Consider the following 18,441-nt stretch of genomic DNA (forward strand, 5'->3'; position numbering starts at 1 on the left):
TGCCCGGGGCATCCATCAGCTACGTCGGCGGGGACTACCGGACCGCGACCGGCGAAATCGTCGACGACCTGGTGACGCTCGGCCACCGCGCGTTCGCGGGTTGTCGGTGCCCGGCGACTTGTCCGTCGTACTCCTGGTGGACGACGAGACCGAGGTGGGTTCTTTGCCGTGGGCAATGTTGCGGGTGCCGCGGAATGCGATGGGCCGCCGGGCGGTCCGGCTGCTCACCAACCTGCTGGCCGAACCGGACGGCGACTACGAGCGCCAGATCCTGCTTCCGTGCGAACACACCCTGGAAGCCACGGTCGGCCCACCGCCGCGTTGAGCCGTCGTGGAAAATGGTGGTGTGAGTTTCCATGCCGCTGCGTTCATCGCCACCAGCCTCGACGGGTTCATCGCGCGCTCCGACGGGTCCATCGACTGGCTCACCGGCCGGGCCGAGCACGCCGGGGAGACCGGGTACGACGAGTTCCTGGCGTCGGTGGACACCGTCGTAGTCGGGCGCAACACGTACGAACTGGCCTGCAAGTTCGACGCCTGGCCGTACGAAGGCAAGCAGGTCGAGGTCCTGAGCACCACCCTCGACCCGGACGCCGACGACCGCGTCCTCGTCCACCGCACGCTGGACGCCCTGGTCGAGACCCTCAACGACCGCGGCGCCCAACGCGTCTACACCGACGGCGCCGCCACCATCCAGACCTTCCTGACGGCCGGCCTCCTCAACGAACTCACCATCACCACCGCCCCAGTCCTTCTGGGCACCGGCATCCCGCTCTTCGGCCCGGTCCCGTCCGACATCCCCCTCACCCACAACGCCACCCGCACCTTGAAGGCCGGCTTCACCCAATCCGACTACACAGTCGTGCGCTGACCAGGCCGCCTGTGGCCCCACAACCCGAACGGATATCCCTCCGCGTTGTGGGTTCTCCCCTCGCACACCAGGCGAGAACCCACAAGGCCAGCGGACATCCGGCTCATGTGACTGATGTCTGGGTGGTCGACGAGTTCCAGGGCGGCTGCGGGGCTTGGTGTGATGTGCACGCTCGACAGGAGGTGTCGGGTGGTCGGGTAGTGCACCTGAGCGTGAACGCGCCCGTGCGTACACCGTCTCACCGGTGCACTACCTGTCGAGCGCGCACACCACCCCCGCCGCGACCAGCCGTCCCACCACCAACCCGATCACCCAGCCACCCGTCCAGCAGAAGAACGGATATCCCCTGGCGTTGTGGGGTCTCCCCTCTAACACCAACGGAGAAGCCACAACACCATCGGATATCCCCTCGCGTGCGAGGGCTCGTGTCGCGCCCGACCTCGGCGACGGTGACGCACGGGACGCAGGCCAGGAACTGGGTCAGCGGTAGTTCAGGTGCTGGGCTACTTCGGAGGCCCAGTAGGTGAGGATGGTGTCTGCGCCGGCGCGGCGGATCGACGTCAGCGTCTCCATGATCGCCTTGTCGCGGTCGATCCAGCCGTTCGCGGCGGCGGCCTCGACCATGGCGTACTCACCGGAGATGTTGTACGCCGCGACCGGCACCGTCACGTGGTCGCGGACCTGGCGGATGATGTCGAGGTAGGCCAGCGCGGGCTTGACCATCACGATGTCGGCGCCCTCGGCGATGTCGAGGTCGACCTCGCGGATCGCGTCGCGGGCGTTCGCGTTGTCCTGCTGGTACGTCTTGCGGTCACCGGTCAGCGACGAGTCGACAGCCTCCCGGAACGGGCCGAAGAACGCCGACGCGTACTTGACGGCGTACGCCAGGATGACCGTGTCGGTGAAGCCGGCCGCGTCCAGCGCCGTACGAATGACCCCGACCTGCCCGTCCATCATCCCGGACGGGCCGACGACGTGCGCGCCTGCGGTGGCCTGTGCCACGCCCATCTCGGCATACAGCGAAAGCGTCGCGTCGTTGTCGACGCGACCGGCGGAGTCCAGTACGCCGCAGTGCCCGTGGGAGGTGAACTCGTCCAGGCAGAGGTCCGACATCACCAGCAGCGCGTCACCGGCCTCAGACACCGCGTCCCGGATCGCCACGTTCAGAATCCCGTCCGGATCCAGCGCACCGGACCCCTGAGGATCTTTCGACGAAGGTACGCCGAACAGCATCACGCCGCCGAGCCCGAGCTGCGCCGCCTCGGCGATCGCCTTCCGCGCCGTGTCCCGGGTGTGCTGGACGACGCCCGGCATCGACTTGATCGCGATCGGCTCGCGCGCGCCTTCCCGGACGAACATCGGCAGGATCAGCTGCCGCGGCTCCAGCGTGGTCTCCGCGACCAGCCTGCGGATCGCCTCCGACGACCTGAGCCGCCGCGGCCGCACTTCCGGGAATCCAGACATATCAGCTCTTTCGACGAGAACCCGAGCGGCGTTCGGACGGACGGGTGACCGGCTCACCGGCCTCCACCATGGTGTCACGGCGATCCGCGCCGAACCGGGCGAGGGCGTCGGCCAGCTCCTCGACGGACGGCGACTCGGCCATCGCGTCGACCCGCAGGCCGTGCTCTTCGGCGGTCTTCAGCGTCGCCGGGCCGATCACGCCGATCACCGTCGACGCGTGCGGCTTGCCGGCGATGCCCACCAGGTTCCGCACCGTCGAGGACGAGGTGAACACGACCGCGTCGAACTTGCCGGACTTGATCGCCTCGCGGGTCGGCGCGGGCGGCGGAGCGGCCCGGACGGTCCGGTACGCCGTGACGTCGTCGACCTCCCAGCCGAGATCGGTCAGGCCCGCGACCAGGGTCTCGGTGGCGATGTCCGCGCGCGGCAGGAACACCCGATTGATCGGGTCCAGCACCTCGTCGAACGGCGGCCAGTCCTCGACCAGCCCGGCGGCCGACTGCTCACCGGACGGGACCAGGTCCGGACGGATGCCCCAGGCACCGATCGCCTCGGCGGTCTTGTCGCCGACCGCCGCGATCTTCAGCCCGGAGAACGCCCGCGCGTCCAGCCCGTACTCGTCGAACTTCTCCCGGACCGCCTTCACCGCGTTGACCGAGGTGAACGCGACCCATTCGTAGCGGCCCTCGACCAGGCCGCGAATCGCCTTGTCCATCTGCTGCGGGTTGCGCGGCGGCTCGACCGAGATCGTCGGGACCTCCTCGGGCATCGCGCCGTACCGACGCAGCCGGTCCATCAGCGGGCCGGCCTGGTCCTTGGTCCGCGGGACCAGGATCCGCCAGCCGAACAGCGGCTTGGTCTCGAACCAGGACAGCGCCTCGCGCTGTTCGACGACCGCGCCGACCACGATCACGGCCTCGCCGGTCACCTTCGCGGCCCGCAGGTCTGTGACGATCGTCTCGATCGTGCCCACCACACTGGTCTGCGAGGTCGTCGTACCGCCGACGGTCGCCGCGACCGGGGTGGACGCGTCGAAACCGGCCTCGAGCAGCGCCGCGACGGTCTCCTTCAGCACCTCGGTGGCGTTCAGCAGGACGAGCGTCTGCTTCGGCTGCAGGCGGGTCAGGTCGAGCTTGTTCTCGGCGAGGTCCACGACGGTGACCTCGCGGTCGCCCTTCATGGTCAGCGGGATCCCGGCGTACGTCGGAACCGCGCTCACCTCGCTGACGCCCGGCACCACGTTGAACGCGATCCCCGCCTTCTTGCACGCGGCCGCCTCCTCGGCGCCGCTGGAGAAGGTGAACGGGTCGCCGGTCAGCAGCCGGACCACGTTCGCCGCGGTCTTGGCCGTCTTCACCACCAGGCGGGCCCGCGCCGCGACCCGCAGCGCCCGGCTGCCCTCGGCGCCGGACCCGTCCACGACCTCGACGCCCGGCCTGCAGTAGGTCAGGAACGCGTCGTGCTCAGGGCCCTCGACAACGACCGCGTCGGCGTTCGCGAGCACGTCGCGGCCCGCGAGCGTCAGCAGTGCCGGGTCACCGGGGCCGACGCCGACGAATGTGACATGGCCGAGCGGTTTGGTCTGCTTGACGGTACTGGTCGCGGCCTTCTGAGGTGCCGCGGTGGCGGCTGTCTTCGCGCTCACGTCTGCCTTCGCCCTCGTCGTTTTCGTGCTCGTCCTGTGGGCCGTGGTCTGGGCCGTCTTCTGGGCCTGCTGATGGGCCTTCTGATGGGCCGCGGTGGTCGTGCCCTGTGCCGGTGTCATGTTCGCTCCAGCAACTCGTTCGCCAGCGCCTTGCCGAGAGACACCGGATCGTCCACCGGCCCGTTCGCGGAGAGCCGCCGTACGCCGTCGTCCTGGCCGAGCGCGCCCCGCAGCCAAAGCTCCGGGCCGTCCTCACCCTCGACCACCTCGGCGAGCGCGCCGACCGGAGCCGTGCACCCTGCCTCGAGTGTGGCCAGCAACTGCCGTTCCGCCGTCACCGCCGCGCGGGTCGCCGGGTCTTCCAGCGGAGCCAGCGCAGCCAGTACGTCGGTGTCGTCCGCGCGGCACTCGACCGCCAGCGCGCCTTGTCCCGGTGACGGCAGGACCTGGATGGGGTCCAAGGTCTCGGTCACCTCGGCGAGCCGTCCCAACCGGGCCAACCCTGCCCTCGCGAGCACCACCGCGTCCACTTTGCCGTCGGCGACCAAGCTGATCCGGGTGTCCACGTTGCCGCGGATCCCCGTGCACTCCAGGCCGAGGCCGAGCGCGTCGATCTGCGCCGCCCGGCGCGGCGCGCCGGTGCCGATCAGGGCGCCGTGCGGCAGCTCGCCGAGCGTCAGGCCGTCCCGGGCGACGAGGACGTCGCGCGGGTCCTCGCGGACCGGAATCGCGCCGATCGTCAGGCCGTCGACAGGCGCGGTCGGCAGGTCCTTGAGCGAGTGCACGGCGATATCGATCTCGCCGGCCAGCAAGGCGTCGCGCAGAGCGCTGACGTAGATGCCGGTGCCGCCGATCTGCTCGACCGGCGCGACCTTGTCGGCGTCGCCGGTGGTCATGATCGGAACGAGTTCGACCTCGTGCCCGCGTTCGCGCAGCGCGTCGGCGACGAGCGTGGCCTGCGCGGTCGCCAGTACGGACCGCCTGGTCCCCAGCCGGATCATGCCTGCTCACTCCCCTTCGGCGTCGTGACCGCGTCCACGGTCGCCTGGTCGAGTGCGAACAGTTGCCGCAGCGCGTCGGCGTACGTCGGTCCGCCCGGATCGCCGCCGAGTTCCTTCACCCGGACCGTCGGGTTGTGCAGCACCTTGTCGACGACGCGACGGATGGTCCGCTCGACCTCGTGCCGCTCGTGCTCGTCGAGTTCGGGCAGCCGGCGCTCGAGGCGGGCCAGCTCCGAGTCGACCAGCGAGCTCGCCATCGCCCGCAGTGCGACCACGGTCGGCGCCACCGAAGCGGCCCGGCGCGTCGCTTCGAACGAACCGGTCTCCTCGCCGACGATCCGGCGTACCTCGTCGATGTCGGCCTGGCTGCCGCCCGCCGTACCGATCAGGTCGGCCAGGGTGATCAGCGTGACGCCGGGGATCCGGGCCGCCTCGGGGGCGACGTCCCGCGGCAACGCCACGTCGAGGACGCCGAGCGGACGGCCGTCGGCCGCGTCGCGGATCATCTCCGCGGTCAGTACGACGCCGCGGGCACCGGTGCAGGACACGACCAGGTCGGCGTCTTTCAGCGCAACCGGTACGTCGGCCAGGCGAATCGCCGTACCGCCGATCCGGTCGGTCAGCGCGACCGCACGGTCGTAGTTGCGGTTGGCAACGGTCACGCTGTGTGCGCCACCGGCGGCCAGCGTCTGCGCGGCCAGCGAAGCCATCGAACCGGCGCCTACGATCAACGCGCGGCGACCCTCGAAGCCGCCGACCGCGTCCAGCCCGGCCGAGACGACCGAGCGGCCGGCCGAGTCGATCCCGGTCTCGGTCCGAGCCCGCTTGCCGACCCGCAACGCGTGCTGGAACAGGGCGTTCAGGTCGGTGCCGATCGTCTCCAGGTCCTGGCCGACGCGCAGCGTCTCCTTCACCTGGCCGAGGATCTGGCTCTCGCCGACGACCATCGAGTCCAGCCCGACCGCGACCTGGAACAGGTGCGCGACCGCGCCCTCCTCGAAGTGGACGTACAGGTGCTCGGCCAGATCCAGCAGCGGTACGCCGGTGACGTCGGACAGGATCGCAGTGACCTCGTCCATCCCCGCGTGGAACCGGTCGACGGTCGCGTAGACCTCGGTGCGGTTGCAGGTGGCAAGGACCGCGGACTCCGCGACGGCCGCGGAGTCCCGCACCGCGAGGGCGAGCTTGGTCGCCGCCTCCGCGTCGAGCGCGACCCGCTCCAGTACGTCAATGGCAGCGGAACGGTGACTGATGCCGACGACCAGGTAACTCATGCGCCGACACCCCCGCCGACACTCGGCAGATCGGTCAGGCCGTTCATCGCTGGTAGCTCGGGCACCTGGGGGAGCGCCGCCTCTCCGGACTTTCGTTGTTCGTGGTACGCCAGGATCTGCAGCTCGATCGAGAGGTCCACTTTGCGGATGTCGACGCCGTCGGGCACGGACAGCACGACGGGCGCGAAGTTCAGGATGCTGGTCACGCCGGCGGCGACCAGCCGGTCGCAGACGTCCTGCGCGGGACCGGCGGGAGTCGTGATGACCCCGATCGAGACCCGGTCGGTCTCGACGATCTCCTCGAGCTGGGCGAAGTCGCGGACCTCCATGTCACCGATCCGCTCGCCGACCAGGGTCGGGTCGGCGTCCAGCAGGGCGACGATCCGGAAGCCGCGGGTGCCGAAACCCGAGTAGTTCGCCAGCGCATGGCCCAGGTTCCCGATCCCGACGATGACCACGGCCCAGTCCTGGGTGACGCCGATCTCGCGGGCGATCTGGTAGCGCAGGTACTCCACGTCGTACCCGACGCCGCGGGTGCCGTAGGAGCCCAGGTAGGACAGGTCCTTGCGGAGCTTGGCCGAGTTGACGCCGGCCGCGGTCGCCAGATCCTCGCTCGACGCGGTCGCGATGCCACTGTCCGAAAGCGCGGTCAGGGCCCGCAGGTAGACCGGCAAGCGCGCGACAGTCGCCTCGGGGATGCCGCGTTCGGTTCTCGTCGGCGGGCCGGGGCGACGGCTGCTGGCACGCGTCACAATTCTCCTGGGAGCGGTTGGTTCACCGCGGTCTGACGGCCGGCGGCCCTCTTACTCTAGGAGCTTGTGAACGTGAGAACAAAATCGGCGGAAGTGAGCCCTACCTCATCAGGGCCTTTCTGAGTCTGGCGGGGTCGACGCGCCAGAAGTCGTGCTGCTTCCCGTCCACGAACGTGACCGGGATCTGTTCGCCGTACTGCGTGAACAACCGCTCGTCCTGCGTGATGTCCACCTCGGACCAGTCCGCACCCACCTCGGCGCAGACCGCCCGGATGACCTCCCGGGCGTCGTCACACAGGTGACAGCCGGGCTTGCCGTACATCAGCACCCGACTCATCGGTCCGCCTCGCGGAGCCGGCCCTTCGCGACCTTGCCTGTGACCGAGTGCGGCAGGTTGTCCACGACCTCGATCTCGACCGGGCTCTTGAACCGCGCCAGCCGGCCCTCGGCGAACTCCCGGACCGCGGCCACGTCGACCGATGCGTCCGGCAACGGCACCACGAACGCCTTGACCGCTTCGCCGGTCTCATCGGACGGTACGCCGATGACCGCGGCCTCCCGTACGCCGGGAGCGCCGACCAGCACGTCCTCGACCTCGCTCGGGAACACGTTGAACCCGGACACGATGATCAGCTCGCGCAGCCGGTCGACCAGGAACAGGTCGCCGTCCGCGTCCAGGAACCCGACGTCGCCGGTGCGGTACCAGCCCTCCGCGTCGGGGCCGTCGACGCCGTCCGGCCAGTAGCCGGAGAACAGGTTGCCGCCGCGGATCAGGATCTCGCCGGGGTCGTCGCCCTCGACGTCCTCGCCCTGCTCGTCGGCGATCCGGACCTCGACGTTCGGCAGCGGGCGGCCGACCGAGCCGGGCTTCGGCTCGACCTCGCCCAGGGTGGTGGTGACGCCCGGGGAAGCCTCGGTGAGGCCGTACCCCTGGTGGACGTGCAGCCCGGCAGCCTGCTCGAAGCGGTCCGCGAGGGCGCGATCCAGCGTGGACGCGCCGGTCAGCACGACCTTGACGGTCTTGAGCGCCTCCCGCAGATCGGGGCGGGTCAGCAACGCGTGCAACGCGGGCGGAGCGAGCGGCAGCCGCGTCACGCCGTACCGGCCGACCAGTTCGAGGGTCTGCTCGGGGTCGAAACGCTGCTCGACGACGAGCGCGGCGCCGGTGGCGACCGCCCAGCCGAGGACCGCGTTCAGACCGAACGCGTGGAACATCGGGAGCACCCCGAGCACCACGCCCTCGGGCCCCATCCGGTCCTCGCCGAGCTCGCCGAGGTTGCGCACATTCGCCGCGAGGGCCCGATGGGTGAGCATCGCGGCCCGCGGATCTCCACTGGTTCCGGACGTGTAGAGCAGCACCGCGAGCGTCTCGGGATCCTTCGACGGAGGTAACAGAGCGTCACCCTGGAGCTCGTCGGGCGCCACCGTGCGGACGCCCTCGAACCGGTCCGCGAACCCCGGTCCGGCGATCGCCAGCCGGGCTCCGGAGTGCGCCGTGACGGTCGCCACCTCGGGCTTGGTGAGCCCGGTGTTCAGCGGTACGGCGACCAGTCCGGCCCGGAGAACGCCCAGGTAGGACGTGACGAACTCGATGCTGTTGGCAACCAGGAGCAGGACCCGGTACCCAGGCACCAGGCCGGCCGCGGCGAGCCCCTGCGCGGTCCGGTCGACGGCCTGGTCGAGCTCGCTCCAGGTCAGCCGCCGATCCCCGTCGACCAGCGCGGGTCGCTCGCCATGACGTTGCGCTGTGTCACGAAGAATGTCCGCGAAATTCACGTTCACCAGGCGAGTCTGTCACGGCCGGGATTCGGCCCGGGACCAACCGTCTTTCACAGAACGGTTGCAGCGGAGCGTAACCACCGATATACAGGTGACTTCGCGAGCGCGCTTCTGCTGAACCTCACACTGCAGAAACCCGCCCGCGGCGGGGACCTACATGCGCAACGCAACACCCCCGACAGCAGGCTGCTCCGTTTTTCGGAGGCAGTCCGCTGGCGCATTCGTGACCATCGGACCGGACGGAAGGCGGCACGCCCCAGCCTGTTGACAGCACGTATCTGAGCAGTAACGTTCAGTGCTGTCCCAGTCGCTGTGGCCATTCGCGGATGTGTCGAACGACGTGTCAGTTGAACGGGGAGAACACTTGACCACGCCGGAGCCAAGCCCGGACGGGATGAGACGTGCGGAGCTCGTCGATCGCGCCCAGGCCGGGGACGTCGGTGCCTTCGGTGAGCTGTACGACGAGTACTCGCTCACCGTCTATCGCTACATCTACGCACGGGTGTCGTCATCGGCACTCGCAGAGGACCTGACCAGCGAGACCTTCGTCCGGGCGCTCCGCGCGCTGGACTCGTTCCGCTGGCAGGGCCGGGACTTCGGCGCCTGGCTGGTGACGATCGCCCGGAACCTGATCACGGACCACTACAAGTCCGGCCGGGTCCGGCTCGAGGTGGTCACCGACGAGATCGAGACCCACGACCGGCAGACCGAAGGCCCGGAGGTCGACGTACTGGCCGCGGCCACCGCGGAGGTACTCCGGGACGCGGTCGCCGGCCTGCCCGACGAGCAGCGCGACTGCCTGACGATGAGGTTCTTCGCCGGTCTGTCGATCGCCGAGACGGCCAAGGCGCTGGAGAAATCCGAAGGCGCCGTCAAGCAACTGCAACTGAGGGCCGTACGGCACTTGGCGAAGGTTATCCCCAAGGACTTGAGATGAGGCGGATGACAACGAACGTCTTTCGTAACCCGTCAGGGAGTTACCTCGTTTGCCTGGTGAGGACCTGTCGGTGACCCCGACTGGCCATTGAGGAGAACGAGAACTCATGAGTGACCTACACAGGGCTCGAGCGCGCGCGGAGGCATTCGCGCACGCCGTCGATCACGGGCCCCGTCACTCCACGCGACTGGGCGATGACCCCGAGTTACTGGAAGCTGTGGAGCTCGTCGGACGGCTGAGGACCGCCGGCGCAGTGGCACCGCGACCGGAGTTCAGTGCCGAGCTGCGGCACCGCCTGTTGGAGCAGGCGGCGGCGCGCGCGGCGACCACTGCGACTCCGTTGACGGTGCACACGGCACCAGACGACTCGGACGACCCGCCGGGTAGCGAGGACGTTGGCGCGTCCGTGACAGATATCCGTCGACGCCAGGGCCGGAGGATCCGGCTCGTGGCCAGCACCGCCGCACTGGTGCTGCTCGGAGGTGGCATCGGTTCCGCCGCCGCCGCTCAGCAGGCCATGCCCGGCGACACCTTGTACGGAATGAAGCGCAGCATCGAGAACGTGGCGACCAACGTCGGAGTCGGCGACGACTCCCGCGGCCGGCGCGATCTCGAGCACGCGATGACCCGATTGTCCGAAGTCCAGGAGCTGGCCGGCAACGGCGGCTCGGTGGGCACGATCAACGCGACACTGGACGACTTCTCGGCGCAGTCCCGCAAGGGCGTGTCCCGACTGGTGGCGTCGTACCAGCAGGACGGCGACGAGAGTTCGATCACCGCGATCACGGCGTTCATCACCAGCGCCCGCCAGGCTTTGGTCGAGCTCGCGCCGAAACTCCCACCCGAGTCGCTGAAGTCCGGGGTCGAGGCACTGGCCACGATCGAGGAACTGGCGCGGCACACCTCGGCAGCTTGCCCGAAGTGTGCGGCACCCAAGGAATCGGGCGCGACCACCGGCACCAACAACAACCAGCCGAATCGCACCAACCCCGGCAGCACCGAGTCGAGCAACCCGGTCAAGGCCTCGTCGAGCCCCAAGGCATCGACAACGGTCCCGACACCGGTCGACTCGGCCTCGCTACAGCCGACCACAGTGCCGACCAAGCTGCCGAACACCACCATCGTGGAGTCCACCGCTCCGCCACCCACCAGCCTGAAGACACCACCCGGGCCGTCGTCGTCAAACTCGCCGATTGCGACGCCCACCGTGCTGCCCTCAACGCTGAACCCGACCACCCCATCCTGGCCGTGGCCGTTCCCGACAACACCCCTCATCAACCTGCCCGGAATCCTCCAAACCCTCTTCCCACCCTGGAAGTAGACGGAGAACCCGAGCACCCGCAGCCCCCGGCAAAGCACCATGTGCCGGGGGCTGCACCGTTCCCCCACCCACCCCATCAACCGCCGAACGCCTCCCCCGCGCGCACCACCTCCCGCACCGGCCGCCATCCGCCGCCGCCGGCCATCGCCCTTGCGCACCACCCCCCGCCCGCACCAGGTCCGGCCCAAGCCACCTCCTTGGCCCGGCCGCCCACGCCACCTCCCCCGCGCACACCACCACCCACCTGCGCGCACCCCCGGCGTACCTTCGCCTCCAGCCCCGCACCGTCCGCCCACCGACTGCCAGCGCGCCGGCCACCTCCCCGCCTCGCGCACCACCACCCCGCGCGGCGCACACCACCCGCCCGCGCGCACCCCTGGCGTACCTTTGCCTCCCGCCCCGCACCATCCGCCCACCGGCCGCCACAGTGCGCCCGCCACCTCCGGCCCGCGCACACCCACCTCCCGCGCCGCGCACACCACCACCCACCCGCGCGCACCCCCGGCGTACCTTTCCTCCCGCCCCACACCATCCGCCCACCGGCCGCCAGCGCGCTGGCGTGTTGGTATGCGAGGGGATATCCCCTCGCGTTGTGGGTTCTCCCCTCGCATACCAACAGAGAACCCACAACAGGAGGGGATATCCCCGCCTGTTGTGGCCGGCGTGGGTGGTTGGGGCACGGCAGGAGGCGGGGAGGTGGTGCGCGCGGGCCGGAGGCGGTGGCGCGCGGGCCGTGGTGCGCGCGGGTGGTTGCACGGCGCGAGGTGGTTGCACGGCGCGAGGTGGTTGCACGGCGCGAGGTGGTTGCACGGCGCGGGGTGGTTGCACGGCGCGGGGTGGTTGCACGGCGCGGGGTGGTTGCACGGCGCGGGCCGTGGTGCGCGGCACGGGAGGTGGTGGCCGCGGGAGGTGGTGGCCGCGGTGGGTGGCGGCCGGGCGATGGGTGGCGGCGGGGAGGGGGCGTGCGTGGGCTGGAGGTGACTTGGGCTGAGGCCAGGCCCGGGGCGGTGGTGCGCGGGCCGTGGTGCGCGGGTGGTTGCAGCGTGGGGGTGATTGCCGCGCGGATGGTTGCCGCGCGGGGTGATTGCCGCGCGGGGTGATTGCGCGGCACGGGAGGTGGTGGCCGCGGTGGGTGGCGGCCGGGGCAGGAGATGGCGTGGGCGGCCGGGAGCGGTGGCTTAGTAGCCCCGGGGCGGTGGGTGGGCGGGGCCGTCGGCCGGCGCGTGGTGGGTGGCGGCCGAGGCAGGAGATGGCGTGGCGGCCGGGGCGGTGGGTGGTGGCCGGGGCGGGTTAGAAGAAGACGCTGCGGCGTTGCATTAGGAGGGTGTAGAGGGTTTGCTGGATGGTTTCGCGGACCTGGTCGGTGACGTTGAAGACCAGCATGGGGTCGTCGGCGGCGCCTTCGGCGAAGTCGTCGGTGCGGATCGGTTCACCGAACTCGATCAGCCACTTGGACGGTAGCGGGATCAGGCCGAGCGGGCCGAGGAGCGGGAAGAACGGCGTGATCGGGATGTACGGGACGCCCAGCAACCGTGCCAGCGACGCGATGTTGCCGACCAGCGGATAGATCTCCTCGGCGCCTACGATCGAGCACGGAACGATCGGTACGCCGGTCCGCATCGCCGCGCTGACGAACCCGCCGCGCCCGAAGCGCTGCAGCTTGTACCGCTCGGCGAACGGCTTCCCGAGCCCCTTGAAACCTTCCGGCCAGACACCGACCAGGTTCCCCTGCCGAAGCAGGCGCTCCGCGTCGTCGTTGTTCGCCAGCGTCGCACCGCCCTTGCGGGAGAGTTCGCCGACGAACGGTGTCTGGAACACCAGGTCTGCTGCGAGCGTACGCAGCGGCCGGCCGGTGTGGTCCGCGACGACCACTTGGGTGACGAGCCCGTCGAGCGGCATTGTGCCGGAGTGGTTCGCGACGATCAGGGCGCTGCCGTCGGTCGGGATGTTCTCGATCCCGCGGACCTCGACCCGGAACCACTTCTCGACCATCGGACGCAGCATCGGCAGCAGCACCTGGTCGGTCAGGTCGGAGTCGTACCCGAACTCGTCGAGCTCGTATTCCCCGGTCAGGCGTCGCCGCAGGAACGCCAGCCACTCGGCAACCCGCCGCTCCCCGTCCTCCCCGAACAGTTGCCGCACAGCCCGCTGGAGCCCGCCGAAGTCGAACGGCGGCAGCTCCGGCCCATCCACGTCCGGTACGACGGCCAGCATCTCGCCGTGCGTCCCATCCACCGCACCCGCCGAGCCCTGCGGCTCAGCCGACCGCGGACCCGCCGCACCCCGCCCGCCGGCCACGGCCCGCTCGGTCGTCGCACGCCCGGATGCGGCACGCTCGGATGCGGCACGCCCAGTCGTCGCACGCCCGGATGCGCCACGGCCAGTTACGGCACCGCCGGTGGCGGTACGGCTGGTTGCGGCACGCCCGGCTGCGCCACCGCTGCTTGCGGCTCCACTGGGTACGGCCCCACCAGTTGCGGCTCCACCGGTTGCGGTACCGCCGCGTGCGCCTCCACCAGCTGCGGCATCGCGGGTTGCGGCATCGCGGGTTGCGGCATCGCCGGTTGCCGCGTCGTCGGCTCGTTCGGCGCCGACGCCTGCTCCGGTGCGGTTGTTCTTCTTGCGACCGCCCGGTCCCGCGAGGGCACGAGCTGCGGCCGAGGGCGTCGTACGGCGTCCGCTCCCCCGGCCCGGTCGGCCGCCGGAGCCGATCGGGATCACGTCCGCGTCAGCCACGCAGCGCCCCCAGGCCAGCAGTGAGCAGGCTGGACACCCGGCTCATCGCGCCGGTCCCGAGCGACTCCCGGAAGTCGTCGAACGCCTCCGCGGTCGTGTACCTCGGCTCGAATCCGAACTCGGTCCGCATCCGCGTCGTGTCAACGCCCCGTCCGTACGTCAGGAAAGTGATCTGGTCCGGTGAGAAGTCCGCTAGCCGGGCTCGCCGTACGGCGGCCGCTGTGCTGGATGCGGTGAACGAAGGCAGCCGCAGCGTCGGCCGGCCGAGGCGGCGGATCGCCTGGGACAGTGAGAGCACGCCGTCACCGGCCAGGTTGAAGGTCCCGGGAAGGTCGTGGACGGTCGCGTGGTGGATCGCCTCGACGCCGTCGTCCTCGTGCAGGAACTGCAGGCGGGCGTCGTACCCGAAAACTGTCGGTACGACGGGCATCGCGAAGTAGCGTGCGATCGGCGAATCGGTCTTGGGGCCGATCCAGTTCGCCATCCGGAGCGTGCTGACGCAGACGTCGGGGCGGCGGCGGGCGAAACCCCGCACGTAGCCCTCGACCTCGACGGCGTCCTTGCTCAGTCCGTGGTGATGGATCGCGCGCGGCGCCATCTCCTCGGTGAACATCGCCGGGTCCCGCGCGCCCGCGCCGTACACCGTGGTGGACGACTTCACCACCAGTTTGGCCACGCCGGGCGCCTTCTGACAGGCGGCCAGCAGCTGCATGGTGCCGATGACGTTGATCTCCTTCATCGACGACCGGCCGCCGGCGCTGCCCGGCGTGGCCACCACGCCGGTGTGGACGACCGTGTCCACGTCCTCGGCGGCGATCACCTTGGCGATCACCGGGTTGCGGATATCGGCGCGGACGAACCGCACCCGCCCGAGCTCCGCGCGCGGCGGAACCACATCGACACCGAGAACGGTGCCGATCGACGGGTCGTCAGCCAGTCTCCGCGCACAGCGAGCACCGGCGTCCCTCGAGACGCCGGTCACCATCACTACCTGTGCCACGAGCTACCCCCAGCCGGACCGGGCGCGGCAGAACGGACTACTTGCCGAGCTTGCGGCGCTGCACCCGCGTCTTCTTCAGCAGCTTGCGGTGCTTCTTCTTCGCCATACGCTTGCGGCGCTTCTTGATTACGGAACCCACGTCGGACCATCCAAACTCAAAGAGAACGTCGGCAAAGCTTACCCGTAGGTCACTGTCCCGACCTAAAGCAGGCTGCACCAGTAAACTGGGACCCTACCTGGGGAGGCTGGATGCGGGCTCGGTACGACGGTCTGGCGGAGTGGTACGACGAACGCTTCGTGCTCGGTTCCGACGACCACCAACCCGGTCTGCTGGAGCTGCTCGGACCCGGATCCGGGCCGTGCCTGGACATCGGCTGCGGCACCGGGCGGAACTTCGAGACCATCCGCGCCAGCGGGCGCAGCGTCGTCGGGCTGGACTTCTCCGGTGATCAGCTGCGGCTCGCCCGGACCAGGACCGGCGGTCCGCTGATGATCGGCGACGGTGCGGCGCTGCCGTTCGCGGACGCGTCGTTCGACACCGCGATCACGCTGTGGATCTCCACCGATGTGGACGACTTCGGCGCGGTCCTGCTCGAGGCGGCCCGGGTACTGCGGCCCGATGGGGTGCTCGTCGCGTACGGCGTACATCCCTGCTTCAACGGGCCGCATGTCCTGTACGCCGACGACGGTACGCGGATCGTGCATCCGACGTACCGCCGATCCGGTTGGCACGAGGCGTCGCCCTGGTGGAGCGAGGAGGGCATCCGGCGCCGGATCGGCATGCGGCACGTCCCGCTGCCCGAGTACCTGAACGCGATCCTCGCGACCGGCTTGATCATCGACCGCTTCGAGGAGCCTGCGGGTCAGGACATCCCGCATTCGTTGGCGGTGCGGGCGCGGAAGGGTTAGATTCGGTGGCCGGTGCGGGCGCCTTAGGCGGCCTTGCGGACCGCGACCGGTACGACCGGCTTGGGGAGGACCGCCAGGTGGGGCGTAGCGGTCTTCGTGGTGGTGCTTGCGTAGGCGGCGGGGGTGAAGGCGACGGCCGCGAGCCCCAGGGTCGCAATGGTGCCTACGGCAACGGTCTTGACGATTCGGATCGGCATCGGAGCCTCCTTCAGGTTGGTGATTCCATCCTGATCGCGCGGTCTGCGACGGTCCTGCCAGATTCCTGGGAGTCGGCTGGGACTGCGAGGTAGCGTTGCGGAATGGCCTACGTGGTGTTTCTGGTGGCGCTCGCCGCGGTGCTCGCGGGGCTGACGTGGTTCGCCACGTGGGCGAGGCGCAACGGTCGCGGGTCGGGAGTGGCCGGCGCGCTTGCGGCGTACGAAGAGGCGTACCGGACGACGGCGCACCAGTCGCACCACGAGCTGCGGCAGCAGGACGATCGGAAGTCCGAGAGCGGTTCTCCGGACGACCTCTAACGCAGGTAGTCGGCGATCGGGCCGAGGGTGAGCAGGCCGCTGCCGGCTGCGTGTTCGTCGGCCGCGGGGGCCAGCGCGGCTTGTGCCTTCGCGAGCAGCTCGGGGTCCTGGGTGCTGTGGGCGGTCAGGGCCCAGTACGCCTCGAACAGTAGGCCGGGCGGCGGATCCGGCGATCCGTGCACCCACGGGGCATGCGGACCGTAGTCAGCGTTCGGGATTGGTCCGCCATGGCGTACGGCGTGCGCGGCCAACGCCAGCGGGAGGAGACCGTCGCTGAGGCCGGGCATGCCCGCGCCGTCGAGGAGGGTGGCTGCGGCGCGGTACGACTCGGGGGTGTCGTCGCGGAGGGCGGCGTACCAGCGGGTGAAGACGGCGACTAGCGGGAGTTCGTGGCGGGCGGCGAGCGCATCGGCGGCTGCGGCGTGTTCGTCGGCGGTGGTGTGGTCGGCTCGTGCGCAGGCCGATTGCAGGCGGATCAGGTGGCCGAGAACCTCATAGGTAAAGAGGTTGTGGCGCTGCGAGAGCGTGACGAGCTCGGCGCCGATCGCGTCCCGCTCTGACGCGAGGCCGGCGCGGTAGCAGGTCTGCATGAACAGGCCGTTCAACGCAAACGCCAGCAACGCAGGATCATCAAGCCCCCGCGCAAGCTCCACAGCCTCAATCGCCGCTTCGCGTGCCTGCGACACACCTGCCTCGAGCGAGGCCTCACCCACTCGCGATGCGCGAGACTCGAACGCTGCCTGGTCTGCTCGCGGTGCGTGGGACTCGACGGCTGGCTTGTCTGCTCGCGGTGCGCGGGACTCGGAGGCTGGCTTGTCTGCTCGCGGTGCGCGGGACTCGGAGGCTGGCTTGTCTGCTCGCGGTGCGTGGGAGCCTCGGGACTCGAGGGCGATGGTGGCGAGGAGCCGTGCGCGGATACTTGGGTGGTCCTGGGTCGGCAGGACGCGTTCGGCGGCGGCCACGATCGCGGCTGCTTGCGCCTCGTCGTCTGAGCGGGTCCAGATCGCGGGTACGTCGTACGCGCCGATCACCCGGGCGGTGAGGTCGCGGTCGCCTAGCTCCTCGGCCGCGGCGACGGCTGCGAGCCGCTGCCGACGAGCAGCCTCCAGTCCACCGCCGCCGGTGACCGCGAGGTTGCGGAGCAGCCCAACGGTCGATTCGATCCGAGCACGCGACCCACCGACAGCACGGTCGTACGCCGCAGTTGTCTCCGCCCACACACTCCCGACCGGGGTGGGATGTGCGGCCGGGGTGAGGTGCCCGGCCGGGGTGAGGTGGGTGGACTGGGTGGGATGTGCGGCCGGGGGCAGGTGCGCGGCCGGGGTGAGATCGGTGGGCTGGTTGAGATGGGCGGTTGGGATGAGGTGGGTGGCGTGGTTGAGGATGTTGGTTTCTAGGCGGGTGAGGGTGGGGCCGGGGTCGAGGCCGAGCTGGCCTGCCAGGGTTTCTCGGGCGCGACGGAGTACGGCGAGGGCGTCACCCTGGCGCTCGCTCCGGTACAGGGCGAGGGCCAGCAGGCGCCAGGCGTCCTCGCGCCACGGGTGTTCGGTGACATGGGCGTCGAGGTCCGCTACTGCCTCCGCCGCGAGGCCTAACTCCAGGCGCGTTTCCGCGATCTGTTCCACCGCGTGCAGCCGCAGTTCGGTCAGTCGTGCTCGTTCGGCCATCGCCCACGGTTCGTCCATGAACTCGGCGTACGCCGGCCCGCGCCACAACCCCAACCCAGCCAACAACTCGGCCAACCGCTCCTCCGCCGGTAGCGCAGTCCCCGCCGACCCGCCACTCACGGCAGACGCTCGGACCGCTGACGCGTCTCTCGGGCGCGACGCTCGTACGGCTGTTTCGAAGTGCCAGGCGTCGATGTTTGAGGTCTTCAGGGCGTAGCCGGGGCCTGCGGTCACCAGTAGCTGGGGTGGTTCGCGTGGCGCCCGGTCTGGCTCGATTGCTCGTCTTAGCGCGGACACGAACGTGCGTACGGCGCTCAGCGCGCCCGCCGGCGGGTCGATCCACAGGTCGTCGACCAACACCTGCGCGGGTACGACTCGTCCCCGCGCCACGATCAGCCGCGCCAACACAGCACGATGCCGCGGCCCCTTCAGGTCAACCGGCTCCAGGTCGACAGGATCCCCCACCCGAAGCCGTGCCGCGTTCAGGTCGGTCGGTTTGTTCGACCAGGCGACCACCGGACCCAGTACGCCGAACTCCACTCGGCCACGGTAGCGCTCATCGGATGCTCA

The 18,441-nt window shown here is 70.1% G+C and carries 18 protein-coding genes; 6 read left to right on the plus strand and 12 right to left on the minus strand.

Going from position 1 to position 18,441, the window contains the following annotated elements; all coding sequences use genetic code 11:
• Positions 1-106: 106 nt before the first annotated feature.
• Complete coding sequence (locus ACWF0M_RS20370) at positions 107-325, plus strand: substrate-binding domain-containing protein (RefSeq protein ID WP_452237250.1); 219 nt, start codon at positions 107-109, stop codon at positions 323-325.
• Between the two features lie 21 nt (positions 326-346).
• Entirely contained in the window at positions 347-871 is a 525-nt protein-coding gene (locus tag ACWF0M_RS20375; RefSeq protein ID WP_452237251.1) for a dihydrofolate reductase family protein, read from the plus strand.
• A gap of 480 nt (positions 872-1,351) precedes the next feature.
• Here the strand turns inward: ACWF0M_RS20375 and hemB are convergent, their stop codons facing one another.
• The 7 genes from hemB to ACWF0M_RS20410 form a co-directional block, all read right to left on the minus strand.
• Complete coding sequence (gene hemB, locus ACWF0M_RS20380) at positions 1,352-2,335, minus strand: porphobilinogen synthase (RefSeq protein ID WP_452237252.1); 984 nt, start codon at positions 2,333-2,335, stop codon at positions 1,352-1,354.
• A 1-nt stretch (position 2,336) separates the two neighbouring features.
• On the minus strand, positions 2,337-3,980 hold the full coding sequence (locus ACWF0M_RS20385) for a uroporphyrinogen-III synthase (RefSeq protein WP_452237253.1): 1,644 nt from the start codon (positions 3,978-3,980) through the stop codon (positions 2,337-2,339).
• 116 nt (positions 3,981-4,096) lie between these two features.
• Positions 4,097-4,981: a hydroxymethylbilane synthase gene (hemC, locus tag ACWF0M_RS20390; RefSeq protein ID WP_452237254.1), complete on the minus strand. Its 885-nt coding sequence runs from the start codon at positions 4,979-4,981 to the stop codon at positions 4,097-4,099.
• Positions 4,978-6,255 carry a glutamyl-tRNA reductase gene (locus ACWF0M_RS20395; RefSeq protein WP_452237255.1) on the minus strand — a complete coding sequence of 426 codons (1,278 nt, stop codon included), beginning with the start codon at positions 6,253-6,255 and terminating at the stop codon, positions 4,978-4,980. Before ACWF0M_RS20395 ends, hemC begins: the two co-directional genes overlap by 4 nt.
• Entirely contained in the window at positions 6,252-7,007 is a 756-nt protein-coding gene (locus ACWF0M_RS20400) for a redox-sensing transcriptional repressor Rex (RefSeq protein WP_452237256.1), read from the minus strand. Before ACWF0M_RS20400 ends, ACWF0M_RS20395 begins: the two co-directional genes overlap by 4 nt.
• A 100-nt stretch (positions 7,008-7,107) precedes the next feature.
• Positions 7,108-7,344: a glutaredoxin family protein gene (locus ACWF0M_RS20405; protein ID WP_452237257.1), complete on the minus strand. Its 237-nt coding sequence runs from the start codon at positions 7,342-7,344 to the stop codon at positions 7,108-7,110.
• The gene (locus ACWF0M_RS20410) at positions 7,341-8,789 is read right to left on the minus strand and encodes a class I adenylate-forming enzyme family protein (RefSeq protein ID WP_452237258.1); all 1,449 of its coding nucleotides are present in this window, start codon (positions 8,787-8,789) and stop codon (positions 7,341-7,343) included. The genes ACWF0M_RS20405 and ACWF0M_RS20410 overlap by 4 nt, the downstream gene beginning before the upstream one ends.
• Before the next feature lie 391 nt (positions 8,790-9,180).
• On the opposite strand from ACWF0M_RS20410, the gene ACWF0M_RS20415 reads away from it, so the two are divergent.
• A complete protein-coding gene (locus ACWF0M_RS20415) occupies positions 9,181-9,723 on the plus strand; it encodes a sigma-70 family RNA polymerase sigma factor (protein WP_363683870.1) in 543 nt (180 codons plus the stop codon).
• A 217-nt stretch (positions 9,724-9,940) separates the two neighbouring features.
• The gene (locus ACWF0M_RS20420) at positions 9,941-11,044 is read left to right on the plus strand and encodes a DUF5667 domain-containing protein (RefSeq protein ID WP_452237259.1); all 1,104 of its coding nucleotides are present in this window, start codon (positions 9,941-9,943) and stop codon (positions 11,042-11,044) included.
• A gap of 1,290 nt (positions 11,045-12,334) precedes the next feature.
• Here ACWF0M_RS20420 and ACWF0M_RS20425 read toward each other — a convergent pair.
• The 3 genes from ACWF0M_RS20425 to ACWF0M_RS20435 are packed head-to-tail and all read right to left on the minus strand — an operon-like array spanning position 12,335 to position 14,919.
• Complete coding sequence (locus ACWF0M_RS20425) at positions 12,335-13,780, minus strand: lysophospholipid acyltransferase family protein (RefSeq protein WP_452237260.1); 1,446 nt, start codon at positions 13,778-13,780, stop codon at positions 12,335-12,337.
• Complete coding sequence (locus ACWF0M_RS20430) at positions 13,773-14,780, minus strand: NAD-dependent epimerase/dehydratase family protein (protein ID WP_452237261.1); 1,008 nt, start codon at positions 14,778-14,780, stop codon at positions 13,773-13,775. Before ACWF0M_RS20430 ends, ACWF0M_RS20425 begins: the two co-directional genes overlap by 8 nt.
• Before the next feature lie 37 nt (positions 14,781-14,817).
• The gene (locus tag ACWF0M_RS20435) at positions 14,818-14,919 is read right to left on the minus strand and encodes a 30S ribosomal protein bS22 (RefSeq protein WP_008356322.1); all 102 of its coding nucleotides are present in this window, start codon (positions 14,917-14,919) and stop codon (positions 14,818-14,820) included.
• Positions 14,920-15,029: 110 nt separating this feature from the next.
• Here ACWF0M_RS20435 and ACWF0M_RS20440 point away from each other — a divergent pair, with 110 nt between their 5' ends.
• Positions 15,030-15,689 (plus strand): class I SAM-dependent methyltransferase, encoded by a 660-nt coding sequence (locus ACWF0M_RS20440; RefSeq protein WP_452237262.1) that lies wholly within the window; start codon positions 15,030-15,032, stop codon positions 15,687-15,689.
• A gap of 23 nt (positions 15,690-15,712) precedes the next feature.
• Here the strand turns inward: ACWF0M_RS20440 and ACWF0M_RS20445 are convergent, their stop codons facing one another.
• On the minus strand, positions 15,713-15,886 hold the full coding sequence (locus tag ACWF0M_RS20445) for a hypothetical protein (RefSeq protein ID WP_166680057.1): 174 nt from the start codon (positions 15,884-15,886) through the stop codon (positions 15,713-15,715).
• Positions 15,887-15,988: 102 nt separating this feature from the next.
• Between ACWF0M_RS20445 and ACWF0M_RS20450 the strand changes: the two genes are divergently transcribed.
• Positions 15,989-16,204, plus strand: a complete 216-nt coding sequence (locus ACWF0M_RS20450) for a hypothetical protein (RefSeq protein ID WP_452237263.1) — start codon at positions 15,989-15,991, stop codon at positions 16,202-16,204.
• On the opposite strand, the gene ACWF0M_RS20455 is transcribed toward ACWF0M_RS20450, so the two are convergent.
• On the minus strand, positions 16,201-18,411 hold the full coding sequence (locus tag ACWF0M_RS20455) for an AfsR/SARP family transcriptional regulator (RefSeq protein ID WP_452237264.1): 2,211 nt from the start codon (positions 18,409-18,411) through the stop codon (positions 16,201-16,203). The genes ACWF0M_RS20450 and ACWF0M_RS20455 overlap by 4 nt on opposite strands.
• Positions 18,412-18,441 lie beyond the last annotated feature (30 nt).

The organism is Kribbella sp. NPDC055110 (assembly GCF_053607525.1).

Excerpts from the sequence above, each read along its gene's own strand:
- hemB (WP_452237252.1), bottom strand. The coding sequence starts at position 2,335 with ATGTCTGGATTCCCGGAAGTGCGGCCGCGGCGGCTCAGGTCGTCGGAG.
- hemC (WP_452237254.1), bottom strand. The coding sequence starts at position 4,981 with ATGATCCGGCTGGGGACCAGGCGGTCCGTACTGGCGACCGCGCAGGCC.
- ACWF0M_RS20395 (WP_452237255.1), bottom strand. The coding sequence starts at position 6,255 with ATGAGTTACCTGGTCGTCGGCATCAGTCACCGTTCCGCTGCCATTGAC.
- ACWF0M_RS20405 (WP_452237257.1), bottom strand. The coding sequence starts at position 7,344 with ATGAGTCGGGTGCTGATGTACGGCAAGCCCGGCTGTCACCTGTGTGAC.
- ACWF0M_RS20415 (WP_363683870.1), top strand. The coding sequence starts at position 9,181 with ATGAGACGTGCGGAGCTCGTCGATCGCGCCCAGGCCGGGGACGTCGGT.
- ACWF0M_RS20440 (WP_452237262.1), top strand. The coding sequence starts at position 15,030 with ATGCGGGCTCGGTACGACGGTCTGGCGGAGTGGTACGACGAACGCTTC.
- ACWF0M_RS20445 (WP_166680057.1), bottom strand. The coding sequence starts at position 15,886 with ATGCCGATCCGAATCGTCAAGACCGTTGCCGTAGGCACCATTGCGACC.
- ACWF0M_RS20450 (WP_452237263.1), top strand. The coding sequence starts at position 15,989 with ATGGCCTACGTGGTGTTTCTGGTGGCGCTCGCCGCGGTGCTCGCGGGG.